Raw genomic sequence first — 25,694 nt, forward strand, 5'->3', positions numbered from 1 at the left:
AAAACTATCGGAAGGCACGGCCTCGCGCCCCGCTTCCCGAACTTCCTCATCCTGAGCTTGTCGAAGGATGACAATGGCCAGGCGCGAAAGCGAGCGTGGCGGTAAAGAGGTTCGGCCATCGCATGGCCGCGCATGCGCAACGGCCCTGCGCAGCCCTCATCCTGAGCCTGTCGAAGGATGGGATGGCGGGCGCTACTGGTGATGCCGCCAACACGAACTGCCGTCGATCTGGAGCGGTGCAGCGTTAAGATGAGACGAAATGGATGGTGCCGGTGGGAACTCGGAGATGCCGCACTCCGCCCAGCCCCCCTCATCCGCCCTCCCGGACTTGTCGAGGAACTGGGCACCCTCTCCCACAAGGGAGAAGCACCGCTCGCTGCCTCAAATCGTCTTGGCCAGGGCCTCGAGCTGGTCGGCGCACTGGCCCCAGCCCTCGTGGAAACCCATCTTCTCATGGGCCTCGCGATCCTCGACCGACCAGTGCCGGGCAATGGCGGTGTACTTGGTCTTGCCGCCACCGGCATCCTCGAAGGTCACGGTCGCGGCCATGAACGGCTTTTCAGACGGCAGCCAGGCCTCGGTGAAGGCATCGGTGAACACCAGCTTCTCGTTGGGCACCACTTCGAGATAGACGCCGGAGCTCGGATAGTCGACGCCCTCGGGGCTGCGCATGGTGATGGCGCTGGTGCCGCCGGCGCGCACGTCGAGCTTGGCGCTGGCCGTCGTCCAGGGCAGCGGCGCGAACCATTTCGGCAGCAGTTCGGCATCGGTCCAGCAGCGATAGAGCTTCTCGCGCGGCGCATCGATGATCCGGGTCAGCACCAGTTCGCGGTCGTTGGCAGCAGTCATGTCGTCGTCTCCTGATGAATTTGGCTTTCGAAGCAAGGACGAACCCCGACGGGACGATCCGACAGGCCGGCGCAAAAGAATCCGCAGCTAGTGCTTGCGCGCCTGGACGAGATAGGAATCGATCGTCGTTTCGCCCAGCCAGCGCGCCGCCTCGAGCCGGTGCAGGCCCTCGACCAGCACATAGCGCTTGCCGTCATGGCGCACCTGGATCGGCGTCTTCATGCCGTTCTCGACTATGTCCTCGGCGAGGTGCCGCACGGTTTCGGGATGCAGCGTCTTCTTGCGCGCGGAAGGCACATAGATGTCGTTGAGCGGTATCTTCTGGACTCTGAGCATGGTGGCTTCCGGCTGTGGAAGTACAGCTAGCCGTAGATAGGGTGTTTTGCCGGGCTGGCCAAGGCAGCCGCCGACGACAGCAACCAGCCGCCCTGCGGCGTCAGCTCTTTTTCTTGGCGCCGCGCCGCTTGGCGTCGTCGATCATCATGTTGGCCAGTTGCATGCGCACCATGGCGCGCTGGCGCAGATGCGGCGCCACCCGGTCGGGATGATTGGCCAGCGCGAAGATGCGGCGCATCCTGGCGAGGTCGGCGGGCTTGGCATCGGCCAGCCCCAGTTCGGCGGCGATCACCTCGGGGTCGATCGAAGGCGGCTCGGGCTCCTGGACGGCAGCCGCCTTGGCGTCGGCCTTGACCATGTCGAGCAGCGAGACGAACTCGTCCTCAAGGGCGGCCCCTGCTTCGCGGTACTCTGCGGCCACCGTCTCCCCGGCGACGCGGATACGGCCCGAATGCAGCTCATCGGCGACCGCGAGATAGTCGAAGGGGATCGTCGGCGCGGGCGCGACTTCGCCGGGCTCGGACGCGACGAACAGGTCGTCGAGCAACGATGCGAAGTCCCTGTTGATCCCGGTCCCCATCCGAGGCCCTCCGCGCGAAAACAAATGATACGCAATATCTGGCCGAACCATAAGGGCGGCGGGTTAAAAATCGCTTCGATGCTTCGTCCGCATCTTACGCAACCCTGCGAGAAAAAGCCGGGCCGCTCGAGGACCGGCGGCCCGGAAACGCCATACGGCGAGGAAAGCCGGCAGCGCCGGCATGTGCAATTACGCAGCCGGACCGGACCTTGTTTCATCCAACCGGGAAAAAATCTGGCGGACTGCATGGCAGCCATGCCGATGCTGCACTGCACAATCGCGATGGCATCGCCTATATGTACCCATGGGAGGACCAACAGGAGCCTGAAAGATGGGTTTCTACACCGAACTGTTCGCCCGCCCGCGCCCCAAGGAACAGGCAGGTTATCGCGCAGCGCTGGCGCTGCTCAATGCGATGAGCAATGCCGACCGCTCCGACATCGGCATCAAGCCCGCCGACTTCCCGCGCATCGCCCGCGAAATGTCGACGCGCCAGGCTTGATGGTCCCGCGCGTCACTGCGCTGCCGCAATCGATCATGCATCATTGCGGCAGGCAGGAGATTCGCGATGAAAACCGTTTCCAAGACAGCCGCCGCCATGCTGGCCCTTTCGGCGCTGTGGCCCGTCCAGGCCTTCGCAGCCGAACTGCCCTATCTCGATGACCGGTCCGACGCGGCCGCCGTCGTCCGCTCGCTCTACAATGCGGTGAGCCGCAAGGAATATGCCCGCGCCTGGGACTATTTCGGCGAAACCAAGCCCGCCAAGGACTTTGCCGAATTCGCCAAGGGATATGAGACGACCGAACGCGTCGATGTCGAGACCGGCACCGTCAGCTCCGAAGGTGCTGCAGGCAGCATCTTCTACAACATCCCGGTGGCGATCCGCGCCGTCGCCGGCGACGGCACGGAGAAGGTCTTTGCCGGCTGCTACACCGCCCGCCAGGTCAACGCGGCGGCGCAGGAGCCGCCGTTCAAGCCGATCCTGCTCGAAAAGGGTAGCCTCAAGCCGGCCGAAGGCGACCTTGCCGGCGCCCTGCCGAAACAATGCGGCGACACCCCGCCGCCCGAGACCGACGCCCTGTTCGACCAGGCGACGAAGCTGTTTGCCGCCGACTACAAGGGCCAGTGCGACGCCAGCCGCGAGGGCGAAGGCGCCGCCAGGAGCTACAAGATCAGCTACGTCAACAAGTCGGATGCGCCCGACGCCAAGCCGAATGAAGCAAGGCTGTTCCGCTTTTTCTGCTCGATGGGCGCCTACAACGAGACCCACGTCTACTACCTGTGGAACGAGCTCAACGGGCTCAACCAGCAGCATTTCGCCACGCCCGAACTCGACATCCGCTACGAAAACGACGACAGCGAAGGCAAGCTCGAGAGCCTGAGCGTGATCGGCTACCGCGCCGAGACGCAGCTGGTGAACTCGGACTATGACGAAAAGACCATGACGCTGATGTCGCATGCCAAGTGGCGCGGTGTCGGCGATGCCTCGTCCGACGGCGTCTGGATCTTCCGCGACGGCGCCTTCACGCTGGTCAAATACGACGTCGATGCGTCCTATGACGGCGAGATCAACCCGGAGAGCATGCTCGACTACAACACCGGGCCATGAGCTATTTCGCCTGAAGCATCCAGTTGAGCGTGTCGCGCCAGTCGGTCATGCGGATCGGCGTGCCATGAGTGCCGGTCTCGAAGCGGACGAAGCGCGCGGGGTAACCCTTGTTCTTTGCCAGGATCGAGCGGAAGAACGCCTGCTGCTTGTCGACTGGGAAAACCGGGTCCTTGCTGCCTTGGCCGAAGAACACGGGCACCCCGGCCTTGAAGGCGGGTGACTTGAGAAAGCCGTCGTCCCAGAGCGAGCCGAGCAACATCAGCCCGCTCAACCGCTTGGCAGCCCGGGCATCGCGCGCGAGCCCCCAGCACAGTGCCCCGCCCATCGAACCGCAGGCGACGACGATCTTCGCGCCCGGTGATTGCGCAGCGTAGTGGTCGATCAGGGCTGCCACTTCGGCCACGCCCTTGTCGCCGAAGTCTGAAAAATCGGGCGAGAGATAGAGCCCGCCATTGGCGGCCATGAGGTTCTTGATGCGGTTGAAATTGCCGCCGAAGGTGAAGTCGTCGACGCCCTGCTTGCGGCTGCCGCCCTGGCCGTGGAGATAAAGCACGATGACCGAAGCACCTTCGGCCTTGCCGACGGCGAAATGCCTGATGTCGCCGACGTCAAGCTTCAGCACCAGATCCTGCTGGACCTTACGAACGCCGGTCGAGACATACTTGCCCTGGACCCGTCGCTCCGGCACCTGGTCGCGCGCGTTGATATCGCGCATCTCCTGGTAGTCGACGACGCGGTAGGTGTCGCCCTCGGACGAGAGGATCGCGGGATAGGCGAAAAGGTCGTCCTTGTAGGGGGCAAGGGTTTGGGCCGAGGCGGGAAAGGCGAGCGTTGCGCACGCCATCGAGATAACGCCCAACGCAAGCCGGCGAAGCCTTGCGCCCGACGCCCCCCTCTGGCCTGCCGGCAATCTCCCCCTCAAGGGGGGAGATTGGCTGTCATCGGCATCCGCGCCCTTCGGCAACGTCGGGAAAGCAACACCCGCGCAACTGCTGATCTCCCCCCTTGAGGGGGAGATGTCCAGCAGGACAGAGGGGGGCGCGAAGGAATGCAAGGCTGAATCGATCGACATGACGCAGGGTTGGCTAGCCGACAGGCGGTTTGTCAACAGCCTCAATCCTGCAGCACCCCGCCAGCACCTTCGAGCGCCTCGGGCGTGTCGACGTCGACGGCGGCCCCTGCCCCGATCTCGATGTCGATGACATCGACACCCTCGCTCTCGATCAGGTGCCGCGCGCCGGTGTCGCCTTCGAGATGGGCGACGGCAGGGAACAGCGACCGCGGCAGGATGACGGGGTTGCCGCGCTTGCCGTCGTGGGTGGCGCGGACGACGGCACGGCCGCCTGCCCGCTCGAACGCCTCGATCAGCCGGTCGAGGTCGGTCGCCAGCACTTCGGGCATGTCGCCAAGCACGACCAGCGCGCCGGCGGCATCCTCGGGAAGTGCCGACACGCCCGCCTTGAGCGAACCGGCGAGGCCGGAAGCGAAGTCGGCATTGTGCGCTATGGGAATGTCGAGCCCGGCGATGGCCTCACGGATGCGAGCGGCCTGGTGGCCGGTCACAACGACAGTGCCTTCGGCCCTGGAGGCAAGCACCCGCTCGGCAGTGCGACGCACCAGCGGCTTGCCCTGGAACAGCGCCAGCAGCTTGTTGGGCCCTCCCATGCGGCTGGAGCGGCCGGCGGCGAGCAGCACGGCATGGACTTTCGGCGCGACCGGCACGGCCGGTGCCTCGCGCGGCTGCGGACGCGTCGGGATTTCCATCAAGAGCCCGCCGACGCCCATGCCGCCAATGTCGGCAGCGGTGACCTCCAGCCCGGCAATCAGCCGGTCGAGCACCCAGTCGAAGCCGTTCTCCCTGGGGCTGCGGGCGCAGCCGGGCGCGCCGATGACCGCCGTGTTGCCGATATGACCGAGCACCAGCAGATTGCCGGGATCGACCGGCATGCCCGAACGGACAACCGTGCCGCCGGCCGCCCGGATGGCAGCGGGAATCACATCGTCGAAATCGGCAAGGGCCGAGGCGCCGAAGATAACGACCATGTCGTGCTCGCGGGCCAGCGCCCTCGCCGCCTCGGCGACAGCCGAAGCTTCGTGGGGGGTACGGCGCTCGGCCGTCAGGCGGCTGCCCGAGCGGGCCAACCGGTGCTCGGTCTGCCGCGCCGTCTTGTCGAGCACGCTTGGCTTGACGCTTGGCAGCACCGTCTGGATGACGCCGACGCGTCTGGGCACGAACGGATTGACGGCGAAGATCTCGCTGCGCGCGCAAATATCCGTTGCCTGGCGCACGAGGTCGCCGGACACGGCGAAAGGAATGATCTTCACGGTCGCGATCATCTGGCCCTTTTCAACGGTGGCATGCCGGGCAAGCGTGGCAATTGTGATCGACGGATCGATGGCGTTGATGGCGTCGACCAAGCCGGCATCGACGGTGAAAACGCCGGCTTCAAGCGCGTGCAGATTGACCCGGCCCGTCGCCGCCGGCTTCACCTCGATGTGGCGATGGCGCATGCTCGCCGCGATCGCCTCTGCGGCCTCGTCCTCGCCGAGGTCGCCCGGGTCCAGCACCGCAACGACGATCTCCGTCAGGCCGGCGGCCTCAAGGATGGCGATGTCTTCGGCAGCAAGGACATGGGCCTTGCGGTAGCGGCGGTCGTCGGCGCTGGTGGAATGCGCCAGCACCGCGCCGACTGCCTGTCCGACAGGTATCGTGCCGAATTTCACGCCGCCTCGCTTGTCGTTTTGGCACCCAGGCCGCGCGAACGGAAAGCCGCGATGACCTGAGCCAGGACCGCGACCGCGATCTCGGCCGGGTTGGCGGCACCGATGTCGAGGCCGATGGGCGCATTGATACGCTCGATCTGCGCCGCCGTCGCGCCCATGCTGAGGAGCCGCTCGACACGCTTGGCGTGGGTCTTGCGGCTGCCGAGCGCGCCGACATAGAAACAGTCGGCGTCGAGTGCCGCCTTGAGCGCGAAATCGTCGATCTTGGGATCATGGGTGACGGCCGCCAGCGCCGCATAGCGGTCGAGCGGGCAGTGCGTCAGCACATCCTCGGGCCATTCGGCGCGAAGTTCGACATCGGGAAAGCGCTCGTCGCTGGCAAACGCGGTGCGCGGATCGATGATCTGGAGCGGGAAGCCGGCGATCCTGGCCATGGGCGCCAGCGCCTGGCTGATATGGACGGCGCCGACCACCACCAGCCGGGGCTGCGGCAGGTGAACGTTGAGGAAGAACTGGCGGCCTTCGGCCTCGGCGGTGCCGGAAAGGCCGGTGCGGAAGGCCCTGGAGATCGCCTCGCCGAGATCGCCGGCGACAACATCGCCCTCCTTGACGACACGATCGCGGCCATCCCCGATGTCGGTGACCAGGATGGCGGCACGGCGCGCGCGGCGCTCGGCGTTCAGCGTCTTCAGTGCAAACGGATCCATCGCTCTAGCCCAACCGCTCGACATAAACGCGGATGCGGCCGCCGCACGACAGGCCGACCTGCCAGGCCGTCTCGTCGGCAACGCCGAACTCAAGCATCTTCGCCTGGCCGCTGCCGATCACTTCGAGCGCTTCGGAGATGACCGCGCCCTCGACACAGCCGCCGGAAACGGAGCCGTGAAAGGTGCCCTCGGCATCGATGACGAGATGGCTGCCCACCGGACGCGGCGCCGAGCCCCAGGTCTCGACCACGGTGGCAATGGCGACATCCTTGCCGTCCTTCATCCAGCCTTCGGCGATGATCAGCGGATCGCGGGCTTCGTCGAGAAACTTGCTTGGCATGGAACCTCCCTCATGACCTTACGCCGCCCGGCGCTGGCCGTCGATCATCCACAATCTGGGGTCGCTTTGGCGCGATGCGGGCGCGCCGAGCGACGCGCAAAGGTCGCCGAGCGCATTGAGATTGTGCACCGGGCGGAACTCGTCGACATAGGGCAGCATGGCGCGAACGCCGCGGGCGCGCGCCTCGAAGCCGTCGAAACGCAATAGCGGATTGAGCCAGATCAGCCGGCGGCAGGATTTCTTCAGCCGCTCCATCTCCTCGGAAAGGCCGGCCACATCGTCTCGCTCGAGCCCGTCGGTGATCAGCAGCACGACGGCACCCTGCCCGAGCACGCGGCGCGACCACAGCCGGTTGAACTCGCCGAGCGTGTCGCCGATGCGGGTGCCGCCCGACCAGTCCTTGACCGCGGCGGAACAGTCGGCAAGCGCCGCATCGGGGTCGCGGTGGCGCATCTGGCGGGTCAGGTTGGTCAGCCTGGTGCCGAAGACGAAGGTGTGGACGCGCCGCCGCTTCTCGGTCAGGGCGTGCAGGAAATGCAGGAAGATGCGTGTGTACTGGCTCATCGAACCGGAGATGTCGGCCAGCACTACCAGAGGCGGGTGCACTTCGCGCACCGACCGGAATCTTGGCAGGATCAACTGGCCGCCGGTGCGGGCGGCGGCACGCATCATGGCGCGCGGATCGACCTTGCCGCCATGCGGGTCGGGCTTGAAGCGGCGGGTGCGCACGGTGTCGAAAGGCAGCCGAAGCGCTGCGATCTCGCGCCGCGCCTGCGTGATCTCGTCGGCGCTCATCTGGGCGAAGTCCTTGGCGCGCAACATTTCGTTGCCGGAGACGGTGAAGCGGGCGTCGACCTCGATCTCGGGGATTTCGCGTGGCGGCTGGTTTTTCTGGTGACCCTCGAACATTGCCTGGCTAACGCGGTTTTCGGCAGCGCGCGGCTTTTGCCTTTCGCGATGGTCGGGCGCGACAGGCGAAAACATCGCCAGCAGCTTTTCGATCAGCTCACGCGATTTCCAGAACAGGCGGAAGGCCTCGTCGAAGGTCGGGTGATCCTCGTGCCGGGTGACCAGAACGGCATGCAGCGTCCAGTAAAAATCGTCGCGCGACCCGATGCCTGCCGCCAGCACCGCCTCGATGGCATCCTTGACCGAAGCCGGGCCGACGCGCATGCCGGCCTTGCGCAAGGCGCGGGCGAAATAGACGATATTGTCGGCGATGCGGCCGTCGGGGGTGGCACTACGGGGCGTCATGTCGCGATGCCCCCGGTTGCAGCTGCCGCCTGGTCGAAGCCACTGAATGGGATCATCATTGGACCCGACTGGACTTCATTCAGATCACGGCATGGATTCCCGACACTCTCCGCTCGCTTTGCTCGCTCACGAGGTCGGGAATGACAAGCGAGAGGAAGCGTTTTCGCAAATCGCAGACGCCTGCGATTGGCTGCCAAGGGCATGCGCCGGCGAATGGCGGTGACGGTCATGAAGGTCGTCATTCCCGACCTCGTGAGCGAGCAAAGCGAGCGGAGAGTGTCGGGAATCCATGCCGTGACGGCGAAGACATCGAATCCGGCCCAGGACTGACTTTTCCAAACCGAATGCGAACCGAGACGGGGCTCACGCCAACGCGTTCAACCAGCTGACGGCCGGATGAAGCGGGCGAGTGGAGCACCATCAGACCTACTCCGCCGCCGCCAGCTCCGCCTTCACCTCGTTGAGGATGCGGCGGCCTTCGCCCTGTTCGATGCGCGCAATGTCGTCCTGGTATTTGAGCAGCACGCCGATCGTGTCGGAAATCGTCTCGGGATCGAGCGCCACCTTGTCGAGTTCGGTGAGCGCGCTGGCCCAGTCGATGGTTTCGGCGACGCCGGGCACCTTGAACAATTCGATCTCGCGCAGCCTCTGGATGAAACGCACGACCTCATGGGAAAGACGCTGGTTGGCCTGCGGCACCTTGCGGCGGACGATCTCGAGCTCACGCTCGGCATTGGGATAGTCGACCCAATGATAGAGGCAGCGGCGCTTGAGGGCGTCATGGATCTCGCGGGTGCGGTTGGTCGTAATGATGACGATCGGCGGCTCCTCGGCCTTGATCGTGCCGAGCTCGGGCACCGTGACCTGGTAGTCGGAAAGGATTTCGAGCAGGAAGGCTTCGAAGGCCTCGTCGGTGCGGTCGAGTTCGTCGATGAGGAAGACGGGGGCCGCACCCTGCGTGCCGGTGAGCGCGTCGAGCACCGGACGTCGGATCAGGTATTTCTCGGAGAAGACGTTCTTTTCCATGTCGGAGCGGTCGACCTTGCCTGTCGCCTCCTCCATGCGGATCTCGATCATCTGCGCCGCATAGTTCCATTCGTAGACGGCGGACGAGACGTCGAGGCCCTCGTAGCATTGCAGCCGGATCAGCCGGCGCCCGAGCGCGCTGGCCAGAACCTTGGCGATCTCGGTCTTGCCGACGCCGGCCTCGCCTTCGAGAAACAGCGGCCGGTTCATGCACAGGGACAGAAACAGCACCGTCGCCAGGGCCCGGTCGGCGACGTAGTCGGCTCCGGTCAGCAGATCGAGCGTCTCGTCGATCGTTTGCGGGATGGGACGAGGCGTGCGGTCGGTCATGGCGATTCCGGGAAAACGGCCTACAGCACGTGGTAGCTGCGGCCGTGATAGATCAGCGGGCGGAGGTTATCGCCGATGCGCAGGCCTGTCACCTTGCCAAACATGACGCGATGGGTGGCCAGTTCCTTGCTGTCGACCAGTTCGCAGTCGAACACCGCGACCGCGCCGATCAGCGCCGGCGCGCCGGAGGCCAGGACCTCCCAATCGCCAAGGGCGAAGCGCTCCTCCGGCGGCAGGCCGGTGACGCCGGAAAAGGCGACGGCGAGCGGCTCGTGTCTGGCGGCCAGCGTGTTGAGGGCAAAATTGCCGTTTTCGACGAAGGCGTCGTTCTTGGGATTCTCGCGATTGACGCAGACCAGGACCATCGGCGGGGTGTCGGAGACCGAGCAGGCGGCGATGATGGTTGCGCCGCGCCTGCCGGCTGCACCGTCGGTCGTCACCAGATGAACGGCGCCGGCAAAGTGGCTCATGGCGTCGCGATAGGCCTGCGGCCCGACTTCAAACTTCTTCAGCAACGGATTTTCCTGCAATGAACCCTGAGCGCTATATATGCCCGCATCATTGGGCTCACAAGCAAGTGGGCACAAGCACATTGCGCTTGCATGGGCCAGGCAGTAGGTCAAAGACATCGCGTAAACTTGTGCGCGCAGAGGATTTTGTTGGACCGAATGCGATCCGCAACTGCCATCGCCACTGCCCTGGCCGCATCGCTCGTGGCGCTGGCCGCCCAGGCCGAACCGTTGAAGATCGGCGTTGCTGCGCCGCTTTCCGGCCCGTCGGCCATTCTCGGCGAGCAGATCAGGACCGGCGCGGCGCTGGCTGCCGCGCGTGACGGCGTAGCACTCGAGATTGCCGACGACCAGTGCACGGCCGAGGGCGGGGCCGATGCCGCGAAGCGCTTCGTCGATGCCAAGGTCGCCGTCGTCACCGGCTTTCTCTGCACCGAAGCGATCGAGGCCGCACTGCCCGTGCTCAAGGATGCACGAATACCCGTCATCACGGTCGGCGTGCGCACCGACAGCCTGACCGACCGGCGCGACAAGACCGGCTGGCAGGTGTTCAGGCTTGGACCGCGCGGCGACGGCGAGCGCGAGGCGGCAGCTTCGATCCTGACGCGGCTGTGGGCCGACAAGCTGTTCGCCATCGTCGACGACGGCACGATCTATGGCCGCGAACTCGCCGAGAGCGTCCGGGCGAGCGCGGAACAAGCCGGGTTGAAGCCGGTGTTCCTGGACACGTTCAGGCCGCAGCTCGACAACCAGGTGGCGCTAATCGGCCGGCTGCGCAAGGCCGGCGCCACGCATGTGTTCGTCGGCGGTGACGGCGAGGATGTCGCGGTGATGGGCCGCGACGCGGCATCGCTGGGCGTCGGCATCGTGTTTGCCGGCGGCGATACGCTTCGCGTGGCCGACCGGACCGTCCCGCCCGCCGAGGGCACGCTGATGATCGCGGCTCCGGAGTGGTCGAGCCTGGCGAGCCCCGATGTGCTGGCGGCGTTCGAGACGGCAAAGGCGGTGACGGACGGCTACGCCCTGCCCGCCTATGCGGCGGTGGAAGTCGCGCGCGCCGCAGCCGATCTCGCAATAACGGGCGGCAAGCCAGTCGCGGACGTGCTGGCCGGTACCGAATTCGATACGGCCATCGGAAAAATCCGCTTCGACGCCAGGGGGGACCTCGCCGAGACCCCGTTGCGCCTGTTCCGCTTCGACGGCGCAACCTACCAGCCCGCAGAGGCCGAATGATGCTGAAAGCCGGGCCGCTCAGCCTGATCACCGACGTGGCCGGCCTGCGGGTCGGCAATGCCGCCGACGGAAAGGCGAAATCGGGCGTGACGGTGGTCCTGTGCGACACACCGGCGACGGCCGCCGTGCAAGTGCTGGGCGGCGCGCCGGGAACACGCGAGACCGACCTGCTCGACGCGCACAACACGGTCGAGACCGTCAATGCGATAGCGCTTGCCGGCGGCTCGGCCTTCGGCCTCGATGCCGCTTCGGGCGTGCAGGCGGCACTGCGCGAGAGAGGCATCGGCTTTGCCGTTCGGGACCAGATCATCCCGATCATGCCGGCGGCGATCCTGTTCGACATGCTCAACGGCGGCGACAAGGACTGGGGCCGTTACCCGCCCTATCGCGAGCTGGGATATGACGCCGCGCAGGCTGCCGGCCGCGAATTCGCCCTTGGCACCATAGGCGCCGGCACGGGCGCGCTGACGGCCGGGCTCAAGGGCGGGCTGGGTTCGGCCTCGACCGTGCTGCCGAATGGCGTGACGGTCGGCGCGCTGGTCGCCGTCAATGCCACCGGTTCGGTGACGGTGGGGCGCTCCAGGCACTTCTGGGCCGCTCCCTTCGAACTGGACGCCGAGTTCGGCGGCCTCGGCTACCCCTCGCCGATGCCTGCCGACGCTTCCCGCGTGTTCAAGAAGTACGAGGAAGAAAACAGTGCCATGGCCAACACCACCATCGCTATCGTCGCCACCGACGCGGTGTTGACCAAGGCCGCCGCCAAGCGGCTGGCGATCGCGGCGCATGACGGCTTCACCCGCGCCATCTGGCCGGTGCACACGCCGTTCGACGGCGACCTGGTGTTTGCGCTGGCGACGGGGGCGAGCGGGATCGAGGTCGGACAGGCCGATGTCGTCGATTTCTACGCCGCCGCGGCCTCGACAATGGCCCGGGCGATCGCGCGGGGGGTGCAGGCCGCATCGGCTGCGCCCGGCGACATAATGCCTGTGTGGTCGGCACGCAAAGGCTGACCCAAAATCCTTTGTTGACGGTATCTTAGCGCATTCGCCTGAAAAACTGATTCAATCGCAAAGGGGGCCACTGCCATGAAAATGATGAAGCTTCTTTGCCTCGCAGGCCTGTCGCTGCTGGCCGTTTCGCAAGTTGCCCAGGCCGGCGACGCCGCCGAACTCAACGTGCTCGGCTTCAGCGCCGACGGCAAGGTGTTCGCGTTCGAGGAATACGGCATCCAGGATGGCTCGGGTTTTGCCTATGCCCACCGTTTCTACATCGACACCACCACCGACAAGTTCCTGCCCAACACGCCGGTGCGGGTGCAGATGGAGGACGAGAGCGTCGGCCTGCAGGTGGCGCGCGACGAGGCCCGCAAACGCGGCGACAAGATCATTGCCGAAGCGGTGCTGTCCGCCAATCGCGGCCGCCTCGCCGGGTTCAATGCCGTGACCGAGACCAGCGCCGACGCGCAGCGCATGGTGGTCAATCCACGGCCGGTGTTTCCGCCCATCGATGCGCCGCTCGAATTCCGCCTCGAAGAGATTTCGCTCGGCGAGATCGAACGCTGCCCCGGCATCGGTCCGGTCAAGGGCTTCAAGCTGGTGCAGGTCGGCGAAGGCGGCAAGACCACGGTCATGCAGGAAGACAAGGACGTGCCGCTCAGCCGCGGGTGCCCGACGGGCTATCGAATCGGCGGCGTGCAGACCTTTTTCGGCGAAGGCGGCGCGATGTCCTACGCGGTGCTGATCACCGTCGTCCGCCATGGTTTCGAGGGGCCGGACCACCGCTGGCTTGCGGTGACGGGACGGATGTGAGCGACAGCCCCGCTATCGCCGGCGACCCAAGCCCCACCGAAGGGCCGGGTGCGATGCGCGCACGTCAAAGATTGCGCCAGTCCCTGCCGTCGCTGCGCCTTGCGCTGGCCGGTTCGGCGCTGTGGGGCTTTGCGATGGGCGCGACGGCGTTCTTCTCGCTGCTTCTCGACCATTGGGAGACGCCGCTCCGGGTCCGCGCGGTCGTGGTGCTTTTCGCGCTCGGCGGGGCCGTTGCCTTTCCCATCGGCTGGACGCTGGCAGGATTGCTGTCACACGGCCGTCGCGCCGAGACGGCGTTCGCCGCCGCCTTCGTTGCGCTCGCTGCGACGACGGTCGGCCTGACGACGCTGTTCTATGCACTGCAATATCGCAGCTACTATGCCGAATGGCATGCCGAGCCATTCACCCTGACGTGGGCGTTCCAGGTCGTCTTCACGGGGCTGGTCGCGCTCTACCAGTTTGCCGTCCTGGGCGTCAGGCTCTATTTTCCCGGCGGTTTTGTTGCCCTTTTCGCCACAGCATCGTGGTTTGCCTACCGTTCGCGTTGAGCATTGGGCCTACCTCTGTTAGGGGAGCGGCGACGAAACCTCAGCTGGAAGAGCCCCGCCATGATCCCTCGTTATTCGCGGCCCGAGATGGTCGCCATCTGGTCGCCCGAAACGCGCTTCCGCATCTGGTTCGAGATCGAAGCCCATGCCTGCGACGCGCTGGCCGAAATCGGCGTCATCCCCAAGGAAGCGGCAAGGACGATCTGGGAAAAGGGCGGCGCCGCACAATTCGACGTCGAGCGCATCGACGAGATCGAACGCGTGACCAAGCATGACGTCATCGCCTTCCTGACGCATCTGGCCGAGTTCGTCGGCCCGGATTCGCGCTTCATCCACCAGGGCATGACCTCGTCGGACGTGCTCGACACCTGCCTGTCGGTGCAGCTCGTTCGCGCCACCGACATCCTGCTTGCCGATCTCGACGGCCTGCTCGAGGCGCTGAAGCGCCGCGCCTTCGAGCACAAGGACACCGTCACCATCGGCCGCAGCCACGGCATCCATGCCGAGCCGACGACGTTCGGCGTCAAGCTGGCGCTGGCCTATGCCGAGTTCTCGCGCTGCCGCGAGCGTCTGGTGCATGCCCGCGAGGACATCGCCACCTGCGCCATCTCGGGCGCCGTCGGCACCTTCGCCAACATCGACCCGCGCGTCGAGGAGCATGTCGCAGCCAAGCTCGGCCTCAAGCCGGAGCCGGTGTCGACGCAGGTCATCCCGCGCGACCGCCACGCCATGTTCTTCGCGACGCTCGGCGTCATCGCCTCGTCGATCGAGCGCCTGGCGACCGAAATCCGCCATCTGCAACGCACCGAGGTGCTGGAAGCGGAAGAGTATTTCTCGCCGGGCCAGAAAGGCTCGTCGGCAATGCCGCACAAGCGCAACCCGGTGCTGACCGAAAACCTGACCGGCCTCGCCCGCATGGTCCGCTCCTATGCGGCGCCGGCAATGGAGAACGTGGCGCTGTGGCACGAGCGCGACATCTCGCACTCGTCGGTCGAGCGCATGATCGGCCCAGACGCGACCGTGACGCTCGATTTCGCGCTGGCACGCCTCACCGGCGTCATCGACAAGCTGGTCGTCTATCCCGACAACATGCTCAAGAACATGAACAAGTTCCGCGGTCTGGTGCACTCGCAGCGCGTGCTGCTGGCGCTGACGCAGGCAGGCGTTTCCCGCGAGGACGCCTACCGGCTGGTGCAGCGCAACGCCATGAAGGTGTGGGAAGAGGGCAAGGACTTCCTCGAGGAACTGCTGGCCGACAAGGAAGTGACGGCCGCCCTGCCCGAGAACGAGATCCGCGAGAAGTTCGACCTCGGCTATCACACCAAGCATGTCGACACGATCTTCAAGCGCGTGTTCTGAAACGATAAAGGCCCGCTGGATCGCGGGCCTTGAGATTGCAGAACCCCGGTGCAAGCCGGGGTTTTTTCATGGGCCGTGCTGTGCAGGCCCTTGTGCTTCGTGGCCGGCATCACCCAAACAACAAAAAACCCCGCCGAAAATCGACGGGGTCCTTGCAATGCTTGGCGGCCGTAGCCGGCTGGCGCCGATCCGAAGGGATTAGCGCGAGTAGAATTCGACGACGAGGTTCGGTTCCATCTGGACGGCGAACGGAACGTCCGACAGGCCGGGAACGCGAGCGAAGGTCGCAACCATCTTGTTGTGGTCGACTTCGATGTAGTCCGGCACGTCGCGCTCGGCGAGGGCAACGGCCTCAAGCACGATGACCAGCTGCTTCGACTTCTCGCGGACCTCGATCACGTCGCCGGCCTTGCAGCGGTACGAGCTGATGTTGGTACGCTTGCCGTTGACGTTGACGTGGCCGTGGTTGACGAACTGACGGGCCGCGAAAATGGTCGGCACGAACTTGGCGCGGTAGACGACCGCGTCGAGACGCGACTCGAGCAGACCGATCAGGTTCTCCGGCGTATCGCCCCTGCGGCGGTTGGCCTCTTCGTAGGTCTTGCGGAACTGCTTTTCCGAGATGTCACCGTAGTGACCCTTCAGCTTCTGCTTGGCGCGCAGCTGCAGACCGAAGTCCGAGAGCTTGCCCTTGCGACGCTGGCCGTGCTGGCCGGGGCCGTATTCACGCTTGTTGACCGGGGACTTCGGGCGGCCCCAGATGTTCTCGCCAAGACGGCGGTCGATCTTGTATTTCGCGGATTCGCGCTTGCTCATCGCATTCCCTTTCAAAACAATACACCCGAAACCTCACGTTTCGAGTGAAGGAAACGCGCCCTCCTCTGGCCTCCGTTGTCGAGACCTGACAGGATCTTCCACGCACGCTTTGCGGAAAGACCCACGGGACACGTCAAATGAAACACCGGGCGTTTCGGCCCGGCGTTGGCGGCTAACTAGGCGAAACATCGGGGAATGTCAACGCAAGGCCGGCTCATTTGGCATCGTGGAAGATGATGCCGAGGGTGAAACGCTCGCCATGGCGGATACGGCTGACACCATGGCGCATCTTGACCCGGTAGTCACCCCGCGCTCCCGCCCTTGGCCGGTCGTTGACGGCAAACAGCGCGCCCTCGCCCATTGCCAACGGCACGACTTCGGCGCGGGACTGCATGCGCGGCCGCTGCTCGGTCATGACGAACTCGCCACCCTCGAACTCCTTTGCCGGCTCGCTGAGCAGAATCACCAATTGCACCGGAAAGAGATGGGCGCCGTAGACGTCCTGGTGCAGGCAGTTGTAGTCGCCCGGGCCGTACTTCAACAGAAGCGGCGTCGGCTTCGCCTGCCCGTCCGCATGGCACTCGGCAAGGAAGGCATCAAGATCGGGCGGATAGCGCCGGTCGAGCCCCATGCGCTCGTTCCAGCCATTGGCGAAGGGAGCGAGACGTTGGTAGAAGCCCTGGCGAAGGCCGGCAATGATGTGGGGAAGCGGGTTGGCGAAGTACTTGTACTCGCCCGCTCCGAAGCCGTGGCGCTGCATGACGATGCGGCTGCGGAAATGCGCTTCCTGATCGTAGAGCTTGCGCAGTTCGAGACAGGCCTGGCCATCGAGTAACCGGCCGGTCGGCGCCATGCCGAACTCGTCGAGTTCGCCGAGAACGGCCTCCCAGTTCACTTTCGAAACCACATCCTGGACATTCATTGCGGCGCTCCGTGTCGGGTTCGGCGCCGAATCTAGGCTGTCACCAGGCGTGCCGCATTCCGATTCCTGCGCGGGTCACGATCCGGCGTCGAACGTGCCTCGGGCGCAGCGCATCTGATCGCGATTGGCCGCCGCCCAGTCGCCGAGAGCGGCGATCGGCACGGCAATCGACTGGCCGAGTTCGGTCAGCCCGTACTCGACCTCCGGCGGCGTGGTCGGCCGCACCGTGCGCGTGACCAGCCCGTCACGCTCGAGCGAACGCAAGGTGACCGTCAGCATGCGCTGCGAAATGCCCTCGATCGACCGCTTCAACGCGTTGAAGCGCACCGGCTGCTCCTGGAGGTTGATGATGACGAGGATGCTCCAGGTATCGCCGACACGGTCGAGCACCTCGCGGATGGGACAGGTGTCGCGGCCGTCGGTCTCGAAGCCCGGGGTGGTGTGCAGCAGCGGCGCCACTGCCGCTGCCTTCGCTGACGCGTTCATGCGGTTCTCCTGAAGTAACCTGGGCACGAAATCATGCGTTCTTTTCGCGTCCGGCCGGCCGAGCTATATGGTTATCGTTGGTAACCTGATTACAGATCATACCTGCTTTTGCCCGAATTGGCAAAACAGGCCGAACAAGGAGAACAGTCATGAAAATCGCTCTCATCGGTGCATCGGGCTTCGTCGGCGGCGCCGTGCTCAAGGAAGCAACCTCACGCGGCCACGCCGTTTCGGCCATCGTGCGTTCGCCCGAGAAGGTGGCTCCGCTCGACGGCGTCACAGCGGTCAAGGCCGACGTCACCGACGCAGGCGCGCTGAAAGCGGCGATCGCGGACAGCGACATCGTCATCTCTGCCTTCAACGGCGGCTGGGGCGACCCCGACATCTACGCCAAGCACCTCGCCGGCTCGAAGGCCATCGCGGCGGCCGCCAAGGCAGCGGGCAAGCGGGTGATCATCGTCGGCGGCGCCGGCAGCCTGGAAATTGACGGCAAGCAGCTCGTCGATGCTCCCGACTTCCCGGCGGCCTACAAGGACGGGGCGCTGGCGGCGCGGGACGCACTTGCCGCGCTGCGCAAGGAAAGCGGGCTCGACTGGTCATTCGTCTCGCCTGCGATCCTCCTCGCACCGGGCGAGCGCACCGGCAAGTTCCGGCTCGGCACGGACCAGCCGGTGTTCGATGCCAAGGGCGAAAGCCGCATATCGGTCGAGGACCTGGCTGTGGCCATCCTGGATGAGGCCGCAACGCCCAAGCACAGCGGCAAACGCTTTACCGCCGGATACTGATCAAGCATCCCTGCCGGGGCTCAGTGCTTCGTCTTGTGCTCCGGCAGGCCCTTGTGCTTGGTCTCGGCGAACTCCTCGAGTTCCTTCTCGGTCATCGATTCGTACATTTCCTTCGATGCGCCGACGAGTTCGCTCTTCTTGATTTCGCCGCGCTTGGCGGCAAGGGCCGCGCCGGCGGCCTTTTGCTGGGCTCTCGATGTGGCTGGCATGTCGTTTCTCCTGACCATTGCGGGTTTGGGAAACGCCTGCTGCCCGGCGATGTTCCAATCAGACCGTCAGCCCGAAGCCCTGCATCAGCCGGCGCGTGGCGAAATCCGACCGCTGCGAGGTGAACACGGCAAGATCGGGCCCGGCCATGTCGCGGTTGCCACGCGAGCCTTCGAGCAGTGACTGCGCCCGGCGCGCGATGGCCTCGGCCGGATCGATCCAGTCGACCGGCCAGGGTGCGGTCTTGCGCATGCGGTTAACCAGGAACGGATAATGCGTGCAGGCGAGCACGACGATGTCGGTACGCCGGCCATCCTGCTCGATGAAGCAGGGCGCGATCTCGTCCTTCACCGCCTGCTCGTCGACGAAGCCGTCGCGCATGTAGGTTTCGGCCATCTGCGCCAGCCTGTCGCTACCGACGAGGCGGACATGGCACTTCGTCGCCCACTGGGTGATCAGGTCGCGGGTGTATTGCCGCTTGACCGTGCCCGGCGTCGCCAGCACCGACACAAGACCAGAACGCGTGCGTTCGGCCGCCGGCTTGATCGCCGGCACGGTGCCGACGAACGGATGGCCAGGAAACGCCTCCCTGAGCGCATCGATGACCAGCGTCGAGGCGGTGTTGCACGGGATAACCGAGATCTCGGGATCGAAGCGCTGCAGCAGGCCGCCGAACAGATCGAGGATGCGGGCCTTGAGCGCCGGCTCTTCCCAGGCGCCATAGGGAAAGGCGGCGTCGTCGGCGACATAGACGAAGCGGCGCTCGGGCATCAGCACGCGTGCCTCGCGCAGCACGGTCAGTCCGCCGATGCCCGAATCGAACATCAGGACCGGACGGTCAGTCATTGTCGAGCCCTCGGCCGCCAAGCGGCGGCGTGTCGTCTTCATCGGTGCTCACTCTGCCTGAGTGGGCGGCGTGATCGACCTTGGCCTTGCGATCGGGGTAGCCAGCGCCACGCGGTTCCTTCGGCGAGAAATAGTCGAGCGATGCGACGACGCCACGCAGAACCTTGAGCTCGGGGGCGAAGAAGCCGGGCCGCGTCAGCACCGAGCGCAGGTTGTCGACCATCTTGGGCTTCTTGGCGGCGGGACGAAAATAGCCGCGCGCATCGAGAGCAGCTTCCAGGTGGTTGAGCAGCCCGTGCAACTGGTCCTTGGTCGCCGGCGCCATTTCGGGACCGGTGAAATTGGTCTGGGTCTCGTCCTCCAGGCCGGATTTCATCCATTCGTAAGACATCAACAGCACGGCCTGGGCGATGTTGAGCGAGGCGAATTTGGGATCTACCGGAAAGGTGACGATCTCGTCGGCAAGGCTCACTTCCTCGTTGTAGAGGCCAAAACGCTCGCGCCCGAACAGGATGCCGGTGCGAAGCCCCGACAGGGCGTGCCCGCGCAAGGTGCGCCCGGCTTCGACCGGGCCGGCGACACGCTTGAAGCCGTCGCGTTCCCGCGCCGTGGTGGCGAAGACGAAATTGAGATCGGCAATGGCCGATGCGAGGTCGGGATAGACCACGACGCCGTCGATGACGTGATCGGCATTGCTGGCGGCCGCCCTCGCCTTTTCGCTCGGCCAGCCGTCGCGCGGATTGACCAGGCGCAATTCGGCGAGACCGAAATTGGCCATGGCGCGCGCTACCATGCCGATGTTCTCGCCGAGCTGGGGCTCGACGAGGACGATGACGGGTGCCTGGGTCTGGGTGGGAGTTTCTGACATTGCTGCGATTGAACCGAAAATTGCGCCTTTTGCGCGTCCCTGACATATTTGCGCGCGAAAATGAAGTTCCGGTAAGTGCCGGCCACGGCAGGCGACTTCGCCCAGCGGGAGGCGGCCGCCGAAAACGCCTGACGCCACCAAGAAAATAACCATGGCGTCTGCGACCGCGGAGGTCGCATGCGGTGCAGTTCATACAATGTCAGCAGACAGACCCAAGGTCGCAATCGCAATCATTTGCGCGGTCCGATTCGCTTTGGTATAGGGGCCGCACTCCCAATCGTGAACCTCCGGGACCGGCTGGTTCCAGGCAAGAAGAGGCTTTTTCCAAATGGCGAAGATCAAGGTGGCCAAGCCCGTCGTCGAACTCGACGGCGACGAGATGACCCGCATCATCTGGCAGTTCATCAAGGACAAGCTGATCCACCCCTATCTCGATCTCGACCTGGAATATTACGACCTCGGCATCGAGCACCGCGACGCCACCAACGACCAGGTGACGATCGACGCCGCCAACGCCATCAACAAGCACGGCGTCGGCGTGAAGTGCGCCACCATCACGCCAGACGAGCAGCGCGTCGAGGAATTCAAGCTCAAGAAGATGTGGAAGTCGCCCAACGGCACGATCCGCAACATCCTGGGCGGCACTATCTTCCGCGAACCGATCATCATGAAGAACGTGCCGCGTCTGGTGCCGGGCTGGACCAAGCCGATCATCGTCGGCCGCCACGCCTTCGGCGACCAGTACAAGGCGACCGATTTCAAGTTCCCCGGCAAGGGCAAGCTGTCGATCAAGTTCGTCGGCGACGACGGCCAGGTGATCGAGCACGACGTGTTCGACGCGCCGGGCGCCGGCGTGGCGATGGCCATGTACAACCTCGACGAGTCGATCCGCGAATTTGCCCGCGCCTCGCTGAACTACGGCCTGCTGCGCAACTATCCGGTCTACCTGTCGACCAAAAACACCATCCTCAAGGCCTATGACGGCCGCTTCAAGGACATCTTCCAGGACGTCTACGAGAAGGAATTCGAGGCCGAGTTCAAGGCACGCAAGCTGTGGTACGAACACCGCCTGATCGACGACATGGTGGCCTCGAGCCTGAAGTGGTCGGGTGGCTATGTCTGGGCATGCAAGAACTATGACGGCGACGTGCAGTCGGATACGGTCGCCCAGGGCTTCGGCTCGCTCGGCCTGATGACCTCCGTGCTGATGACGCCGGATGGCAAGACGGTGGAAGCGGAAGCCGCCCACGGCACCGTGACGCGCCACTATCGCCAGCACCAGAAGGGCGAGGAAACCTCGACCAACTCGATCGCCTCGATCTTCGCCTGGACCCGCGGTCTCGCGCACCGCGCCAAGCTCGACGACAACGCCGAGCTCAAGAAGTTCGCCGAGACGCTGGAGCGCGTCTGCATCCAGACCGTGGAGAGCGGCTTCATGACCAAGGACCTTTCGCTGCTGATCGGCCCGGACCAGCCATGGCTGTCGACCACCGGCTTCCTCGACAAGATCGACGAGAACCTGCAGAAGGCCGTGGGCTGAGCCCCACTCCAGGCCCACCAAAAAAGCCCCGGAGCGATCCCGGGGCTTTTTTCTTTCGGGCGCGCGCGCTGCGGTGGGTCCGTCGCGGCGTGTTGCGCGGCTGCTCAGGATAAGGCAGGCTGGCGCGCCTGCGTCGGAGACAGAGGCGGTCGCAGCCCCCCTCAGACCAGTGGCAAATGGATGTCGGTGAGCAGTTCGGCCGGCGCCACGTCGCGCGGGTTGTTGACGTATTCCTCGAACATCACCGCATCGCGCAGTTCGCGGCCCGACTTCGGCAGCCATTCGGCATAGAGCCACTGGTAGGCCTTGTGCATCTCGGCATAGGGGCCCTTGTGGCGCAGCACGGCATAATCGCCGCCGTCGACGGTCCGGCGTTCGAGAGGCGTCTCCACCGGGATCGTGGCTTCGGCGGTGACGCAGGCATAGGAACGCAGCTCGTCGGCCGCGACGATGTCGGGATCGTCGAGATAGACACCGATCATGCGCATTTCGGGCCGGGCGCGGCCCCGGGCATAGAGCGTGCCGAACAGCTCCTCGAACGCCTTGCCGATCTGCATGTAGGAGCCGGTGTGCGCGACACCGACCAAGTGCTGCTCAGGTATCTTGCGAATTGCCACGTCGAACATGTGGGAAGCCTTTCCGTTTGATTGCAGGTCAAAGTGCGTGTGGCTTCCCTGTTTCCGGTAGCGCGCCGGCGGCATGCCATAGGCTGCCTTGAAGATACGGTTGAACGACTGGACGTTGGGATAGCCAGATCGCCTTGCGATCTCGCCGACACTCAGATCCGTCGCCACGATATCGCCTGCGGCGCGGTGCAGCCGGAGGCGCTTGACCGTGGCGGCAGCCGTTTCGCCGTAGATGGCGCGATAGATCCGATGCCAGTGATAGCTCGACAGGCAGGCGATCTGGGCAAGGCGCTCCATGTCCAGCCCCTCGTCGAGGTGAGCGTAGATATGGTTCGATACCCTTTTCAGGCGGTCTTCATAGACCGCCCATGCCGTCTCACCGTTCATGCCTAGCCTCATGCAATTCGATCGGCTGGACGGAACATAGATGGATTTGACAAATCCTGCTGACTTGCGACCGCGTGGCTGCAACAAAAAAAGGCCCGCCGGAGCGAGCCTTTTTCATGTCAACTTTCGACAGGACCGGTCAGGCTGCAGCCATCGCCGCCTTGACCGCGGCAACCGCCTCGGCTGCCTTGGTGGCATCTGGTCCGCCGGCCTGGGCCATGTCGGCACGGCCGCCACCGCCCTGGCCGCCAAGGGCCGCGGAGGCCACGCGCACCAGGTCGACCGCGCTGAAGCGATTGGTCAGGTCGTCGGTGACCGCGACGACGACGCTCGCCTTGCCATCATCGCCCGCACCGACGAACACCACCACGCCCGAACCGAGCGAGGCCTTGCCGGAATCGGCGAGCGGCTTGAGGTCCTTCGGCGACACGCCGGACACCACCTTGCCGAGGAAGCTGACGCCGGCGACAGTCTCGCCTTCGTCGGCGGCGGCGCCACTGCCGGAGCCGCCAAGCGCGAGCTTCTTGCGCGCCTCGGTGAGTTCGCGCTCCAGCTTCTTGCGTTCCTCGACCAGCGCTTCGACGCGGGCCAGGACATCGCCGGGTGCTACCTTGAGCGTGGCCGCGACCGACTTGAGGCGGCGCTCCTGCTCGTCGAGATAGCGACGGGCGGCATCGCCCGTCAGCGCCTCGATACGACGGACACCGGCAGCGACCGCGCCGTCGGAGACGATGCGGATCAGGCCGATGTCGCCGGTGGAGCGGACATGCGTACCGCCGCAAAGCTCGACCGAATAGGGCCGGTTGGCCTTGGCGCCATGAACGCCGGTTCCCATGGAGACGACGCGGACCTCATCGCCGTATTTTTCGCCGAACAGCGCCATCGCGCCCTCGGCAATGGCATCGTCGACGCTCATCAGGCGCGTGGAGACAGGGCTGTTCTGCACCACGATCTCGTTCGACATGCGCTCGACTTCTTCAAGCTCTTCCGAAGAGATCGGCTTGTTGTGCGAGATGTCGAAGCGCAGGCGCTCGGGCGCGACCAGCGACCCCTTCTGGGCGACGTGGGTGCCGAGCACCTCGCGCAGCGCCTCGTGGATCAGGTGGGTGGCCGAGTGGTTCGAGCGCAGGCGCGTGCGCCTGTGGTGGTCGACCTTGAGCTCGACGGCCGCGCCAGTCTTGAGCTTGCCCCTGGTGACCTTGCCATAATGGACGAACAGGCCGTCGGCCTTTTTCTGGGTGTCGGTCACCTCGACGGCAAAGCCCTCGCCCGAGATGGTGCCGGTGTCGCCCATCTGGCCGCCCGACTCGCCGTAGAACGGGGTCTGGTTGACGACGATGGCAACGGTTTCCCCCTCGTTCACAGCATCGACGACAGCTCCGTCCTTGATCAGGGAAAGGATCACACCCTCGGCCTGCTCTGTCTCGTAACCAAGGAACTCGGTGGCGCCGGCCTTCTCACGAACGGAGAACCAGACGACCTCGGTCGCAGCCTCGCCAGAGCCGGCCCAATTGGCGCGCGCCTCGGCCTTCTGGCGCTCCATGGCCTCGGTGAAGCCAGCAAGATTGACCGAAATGTTGCGCTGGCGCAGCGCATCCTGCGTCAGGTCGAGCGGGAAGCCATAGGTGTCGTAGAGCTTGAAGGCGGTTTCGCCGTCGAGCATGTCGCCGGCACCCAGCGTCTCGGTCGCATCGGCCAGCAGGCCGAGGCCGCGGGCGAGCGTCTTGCGGAAACGAGTCTCTTCCAGCTTGAGCGTCTCGGTGATGAGCGCTTCGCCACGGACGAGCTCGGGATAGGCCTGTCCCATCTCGCGGATGAGCGCGGGCACCAGCTTCCACATCATCGGCTCCTGCGCGCCGAGAAGCTGCGCGTGGCGCATGGCACGGCGCATGATGCGGCGCAGCACATAGCCACGGCCTTCGTTGGAGGGCAGCACGCCATCGGCGACGAGGAAGCAGGACGAACGCAGGTGATCAGCCATGACGCGGTAGGACGCGACATTGCTCTCATCCGGGCCGCGGCCGATCGCCGATGACGCCGCGTCGATCAAGGTGCGGAACAGGTCGGTCTCGAACACGGTCTCGACGCCTTGCAGGATCGAGGCCATGCGCTCGAGGCCCATGCCGGTGTCGATGGACGGGCGCGGCAGGTCGATGCGCTCCTCTTTCGTCACCTGCTCGTATTGCATGAAGACGAGATTCCAGAACTCGAGGAAGCGGTCGCCATCCTCCTCCGGGCTGCCGGGAGGGCCGCCCCAGATGTGCTCGCCGCGGTCGATGAAGATCTCCGAGCACGGGCCGCAGGGGCCGGTGTCGCCCATCGCCCAGAAATTATCGGAGGTGGCGATGCGGATGATGCGGTCGTCTGAGAAGCCGGCGATCTTCTTCCAGTGTTCGGCCGCCTCGTCGTCGGTGTGGTAGACGGTGACGAGCAGCTTGTCCTTCTTGAGCCCATATTCCTTGGTGATCAGGTTCCAGGCGAGCTCGATCGCCTGCTCCTTGAAATAGTCGCCGAAGGAGAAGTTGCCGAGCATCTCGAAAAAGGTGAGATGGCGCGCGGTGTAGCCGACATTGTCGAGGTCGTTGTGCTTGCCGCCGGCGCGCACGCTCTTCTGCGCGGTCGCGGCGCGCGAATAGGGGCGGGTCTCAAGGCCGGTGAAGACGTTCTTGAATTGCACCATGCCGGCATTGGTGAACATCAAGGTCGGATCATTGCGCGGGACGAGCGGACTGGAGGCCACGACCTCGTGTCCGTTCTTCTTGAAGTAGTCGAGAAATGTCGACCGGATCTCGTTCACGCCACTCATATTGCCGCCTTTGATCGCCGCCCTGAACAGATGTTTCGCCGCCGCATGCGGGCGGGAATGGAACTGGCCTTTTAGCGGTCCGCCCCACCCCTGTCCAGAAACACTGGACGCGCGAAAACCCGGAAATCCGCCGCTCCGATGAAAGGCGCCGGCAGCGCAAACGCAAACCGCCGGCACAATGGCCGGCGGTCGC

At 65.1% G+C, this 25,694-nt stretch carries 28 protein-coding genes; 10 read left to right on the top strand and 18 right to left on the bottom strand.

The genetic code is table 11. The features are described 5' to 3' along the window. Positions 1–381: 381 nt before the first annotated feature. The 3 genes from ASC75_RS05005 to ASC75_RS05015 all read right to left on the bottom strand — a co-directional run bounded on the left by ASC75_RS05005 (position 382) and on the right by ASC75_RS05015 (position 1,765). Complete coding sequence (locus ASC75_RS05005; protein ID WP_055971168.1) at positions 382–849, bottom strand: SRPBCC family protein; 468 nt, start codon at positions 847–849, stop codon at positions 382–384. Positions 850–936: 87 nt separating this feature from the next. Beyond that, on the bottom strand, positions 937–1,185 hold the full coding sequence (locus ASC75_RS05010) for a ParB N-terminal domain-containing protein (RefSeq protein WP_055971171.1): 249 nt from the start codon (positions 1,183–1,185) through the stop codon (positions 937–939). Between the two features lie 100 nt (positions 1,186–1,285). Next, positions 1,286–1,765 carry a hypothetical protein gene (locus tag ASC75_RS05015; RefSeq protein ID WP_055971175.1) on the bottom strand — a complete coding sequence of 160 codons (480 nt, stop codon included), beginning with the start codon at positions 1,763–1,765 and terminating at the stop codon, positions 1,286–1,288. A 331-nt stretch (positions 1,766–2,096) separates the two neighbouring features. On the opposite strand from ASC75_RS05015, the gene ASC75_RS26360 reads away from it, so the two are divergent. After that, the gene (locus tag ASC75_RS26360; RefSeq protein WP_156381110.1) at positions 2,097–2,267 is read left to right on the top strand and encodes a hypothetical protein; all 171 of its coding nucleotides are present in this window, start codon (positions 2,097–2,099) and stop codon (positions 2,265–2,267) included. Positions 2,268–2,333: 66 nt separating this feature from the next. Then, positions 2,334–3,374, top strand: a complete 1,041-nt coding sequence (locus tag ASC75_RS05020; RefSeq protein WP_055971177.1) for a DUF1176 domain-containing protein — start codon at positions 2,334–2,336, stop codon at positions 3,372–3,374. Position 3,375: 1 nt separating this feature from the next. Here the strand turns inward: ASC75_RS05020 and ASC75_RS05025 are convergent, their stop codons facing one another. The 5 genes from ASC75_RS05025 to ASC75_RS05045 all read right to left on the bottom strand — a co-directional run bounded on the left by ASC75_RS05025 (position 3,376) and on the right by ASC75_RS05045 (position 8,399). Then, positions 3,376–4,218, bottom strand: coding sequence for an alpha/beta fold hydrolase (locus tag ASC75_RS05025; RefSeq protein WP_055971180.1), 843 nt, complete (start codon positions 4,216–4,218; stop codon positions 3,376–3,378). A 269-nt stretch (positions 4,219–4,487) separates the two neighbouring features. Further along, positions 4,488–6,098 (bottom strand): molybdopterin-binding/glycosyltransferase family 2 protein, encoded by a 1,611-nt coding sequence (locus ASC75_RS05030; RefSeq protein WP_055971184.1) that lies wholly within the window; start codon positions 6,096–6,098, stop codon positions 4,488–4,490. Further along, positions 6,095–6,805 (bottom strand): XdhC family protein, encoded by a 711-nt coding sequence (locus ASC75_RS05035; RefSeq protein WP_055971188.1) that lies wholly within the window; start codon positions 6,803–6,805, stop codon positions 6,095–6,097. Before ASC75_RS05035 ends, ASC75_RS05030 begins: the two co-directional genes overlap by 4 nt. A 4-nt stretch (positions 6,806–6,809) precedes the next feature. Next, positions 6,810–7,145 carry an XdhC family protein gene (locus ASC75_RS05040; RefSeq protein ID WP_055971191.1) on the bottom strand — a complete coding sequence of 112 codons (336 nt, stop codon included), beginning with the start codon at positions 7,143–7,145 and terminating at the stop codon, positions 6,810–6,812. Positions 7,146–7,163: 18 nt separating this feature from the next. Next, on the bottom strand, positions 7,164–8,399 hold the full coding sequence (locus ASC75_RS05045) for a VWA domain-containing protein (RefSeq protein ID WP_055971193.1): 1,236 nt from the start codon (positions 8,397–8,399) through the stop codon (positions 7,164–7,166). A gap of 186 nt (positions 8,400–8,585) precedes the next feature. Between ASC75_RS05045 and ASC75_RS25865 the strand changes: the two genes are divergently transcribed. Beyond that, a complete protein-coding gene (locus ASC75_RS25865) occupies positions 8,586–8,729 on the top strand; it encodes a hypothetical protein (RefSeq protein ID WP_156381111.1) in 144 nt (47 codons plus the stop codon). 96 nt (positions 8,730–8,825) lie between these two features. Here ASC75_RS25865 and ASC75_RS05050 read toward each other — a convergent pair whose 3' ends face one another. Together ASC75_RS05050 and ASC75_RS05055 are read right to left on the bottom strand one after the other, a co-directional pair. After that, the gene (locus ASC75_RS05050) at positions 8,826–9,755 is read right to left on the bottom strand and encodes a MoxR family ATPase (protein WP_055971196.1); all 930 of its coding nucleotides are present in this window, start codon (positions 9,753–9,755) and stop codon (positions 8,826–8,828) included. Between the two features lie 20 nt (positions 9,756–9,775). Beyond that, the gene (locus ASC75_RS05055; protein ID WP_055971198.1) at positions 9,776–10,270 is read right to left on the bottom strand and encodes a flavin reductase family protein; all 495 of its coding nucleotides are present in this window, start codon (positions 10,268–10,270) and stop codon (positions 9,776–9,778) included. Positions 10,271–10,423: 153 nt separating this feature from the next. Between ASC75_RS05055 and ASC75_RS05060 the strand changes: the two genes are divergently transcribed. The 5 genes from ASC75_RS05060 to purB all read left to right on the top strand — a co-directional run bounded on the left by ASC75_RS05060 (position 10,424) and on the right by purB (position 15,212). After that, positions 10,424–11,497, top strand: a complete 1,074-nt coding sequence (locus ASC75_RS05060) for a branched-chain amino acid ABC transporter substrate-binding protein (RefSeq protein ID WP_055971201.1) — start codon at positions 10,424–10,426, stop codon at positions 11,495–11,497. After that, the gene (locus ASC75_RS05065; protein WP_055971666.1) at positions 11,497–12,507 is read left to right on the top strand and encodes a P1 family peptidase; all 1,011 of its coding nucleotides are present in this window, start codon (positions 11,497–11,499) and stop codon (positions 12,505–12,507) included. Before ASC75_RS05060 ends, ASC75_RS05065 begins: the two co-directional genes overlap by 1 nt. 75 nt (positions 12,508–12,582) lie before the next feature. Beyond that, positions 12,583–13,305 (top strand): DUF2259 domain-containing protein, encoded by a 723-nt coding sequence (locus ASC75_RS05070; RefSeq protein ID WP_055971204.1) that lies wholly within the window; start codon positions 12,583–12,585, stop codon positions 13,303–13,305. Between the two features lie 53 nt (positions 13,306–13,358). Continuing rightward, positions 13,359–13,853, top strand: a complete 495-nt coding sequence (locus ASC75_RS05075) for a hypothetical protein (protein ID WP_055971207.1) — start codon at positions 13,359–13,361, stop codon at positions 13,851–13,853. Positions 13,854–13,913: 60 nt separating this feature from the next. Further along, positions 13,914–15,212: an adenylosuccinate lyase gene (gene purB / locus ASC75_RS05080; RefSeq protein WP_055971210.1), complete on the top strand. Its 1,299-nt coding sequence runs from the start codon at positions 13,914–13,916 to the stop codon at positions 15,210–15,212. A gap of 198 nt (positions 15,213–15,410) precedes the next feature. Here the strand turns inward: purB and rpsD are convergent, their stop codons facing one another. The 3 genes from rpsD to ASC75_RS05095 form a co-directional block, all read right to left on the bottom strand. After that, positions 15,411–16,028, bottom strand: coding sequence for a 30S ribosomal protein S4 (gene rpsD, locus ASC75_RS05085; protein WP_055971213.1), 618 nt, complete (start codon positions 16,026–16,028; stop codon positions 15,411–15,413). A 214-nt stretch (positions 16,029–16,242) separates the two neighbouring features. Beyond that, complete coding sequence (locus ASC75_RS05090; protein WP_055971216.1) at positions 16,243–16,950, bottom strand: 2OG-Fe(II) oxygenase; 708 nt, start codon at positions 16,948–16,950, stop codon at positions 16,243–16,245. Positions 16,951–17,025: 75 nt separating this feature from the next. Beyond that, positions 17,026–17,436, bottom strand: coding sequence for a helix-turn-helix domain-containing protein (locus ASC75_RS05095; RefSeq protein ID WP_055971219.1), 411 nt, complete (start codon positions 17,434–17,436; stop codon positions 17,026–17,028). Between the two features lie 149 nt (positions 17,437–17,585). Here ASC75_RS05095 and ASC75_RS05100 point away from each other — a divergent pair, with 149 nt between their 5' ends. Then, positions 17,586–18,221 carry an NAD(P)H-binding protein gene (locus tag ASC75_RS05100; RefSeq protein ID WP_055971222.1) on the top strand — a complete coding sequence of 212 codons (636 nt, stop codon included), beginning with the start codon at positions 17,586–17,588 and terminating at the stop codon, positions 18,219–18,221. Positions 18,222–18,241: 20 nt separating this feature from the next. Here ASC75_RS05100 and ASC75_RS05105 read toward each other — a convergent pair whose 3' ends face one another. From ASC75_RS05105 to ASC75_RS05115, 3 genes are read right to left on the bottom strand one after another with little or no spacing between them, the layout of a single operon-like run. Further along, positions 18,242–18,430 (bottom strand): DUF3008 family protein, encoded by a 189-nt coding sequence (locus tag ASC75_RS05105; RefSeq protein WP_055971669.1) that lies wholly within the window; start codon positions 18,428–18,430, stop codon positions 18,242–18,244. Positions 18,431–18,488: 58 nt separating this feature from the next. After that, positions 18,489–19,274, bottom strand: coding sequence for a glutamate racemase (gene murI / locus ASC75_RS05110; RefSeq protein WP_055971672.1), 786 nt, complete (start codon positions 19,272–19,274; stop codon positions 18,489–18,491). Further along, entirely contained in the window at positions 19,267–20,142 is an 876-nt protein-coding gene (locus ASC75_RS05115; RefSeq protein ID WP_055971225.1) for an RNA methyltransferase, read from the bottom strand. Before ASC75_RS05115 ends, murI begins: the two co-directional genes overlap by 8 nt. Before the next feature lie 328 nt (positions 20,143–20,470). Between ASC75_RS05115 and ASC75_RS05120 the strand changes: the two genes are divergently transcribed. Continuing rightward, complete coding sequence (locus ASC75_RS05120) at positions 20,471–21,682, top strand: NADP-dependent isocitrate dehydrogenase (protein WP_055971228.1); 1,212 nt, start codon at positions 20,471–20,473, stop codon at positions 21,680–21,682. 161 nt (positions 21,683–21,843) lie between these two features. Here ASC75_RS05120 and ASC75_RS05125 read toward each other — a convergent pair whose 3' ends face one another. Together ASC75_RS05125 and alaS are read right to left on the bottom strand one after the other, a co-directional pair. After that, a complete protein-coding gene (locus tag ASC75_RS05125; RefSeq protein ID WP_055971231.1) occupies positions 21,844–22,695 on the bottom strand; it encodes an AraC family transcriptional regulator in 852 nt (283 codons plus the stop codon). 139 nt (positions 22,696–22,834) lie between these two features. Continuing rightward, the gene (gene alaS / locus ASC75_RS05130) at positions 22,835–25,501 is read right to left on the bottom strand and encodes an alanine--tRNA ligase (RefSeq protein ID WP_055971234.1); all 2,667 of its coding nucleotides are present in this window, start codon (positions 25,499–25,501) and stop codon (positions 22,835–22,837) included. Positions 25,502–25,694: the final 193 nt, after the last annotated feature.

Origin of the sequence: Aminobacter sp. DSM 101952 (assembly GCF_001424795.1) — a bacterium.
Taxonomy (GTDB): Bacteria; Pseudomonadota; Alphaproteobacteria; order Rhizobiales; family Rhizobiaceae; genus Aminobacter; species Aminobacter aganoensis.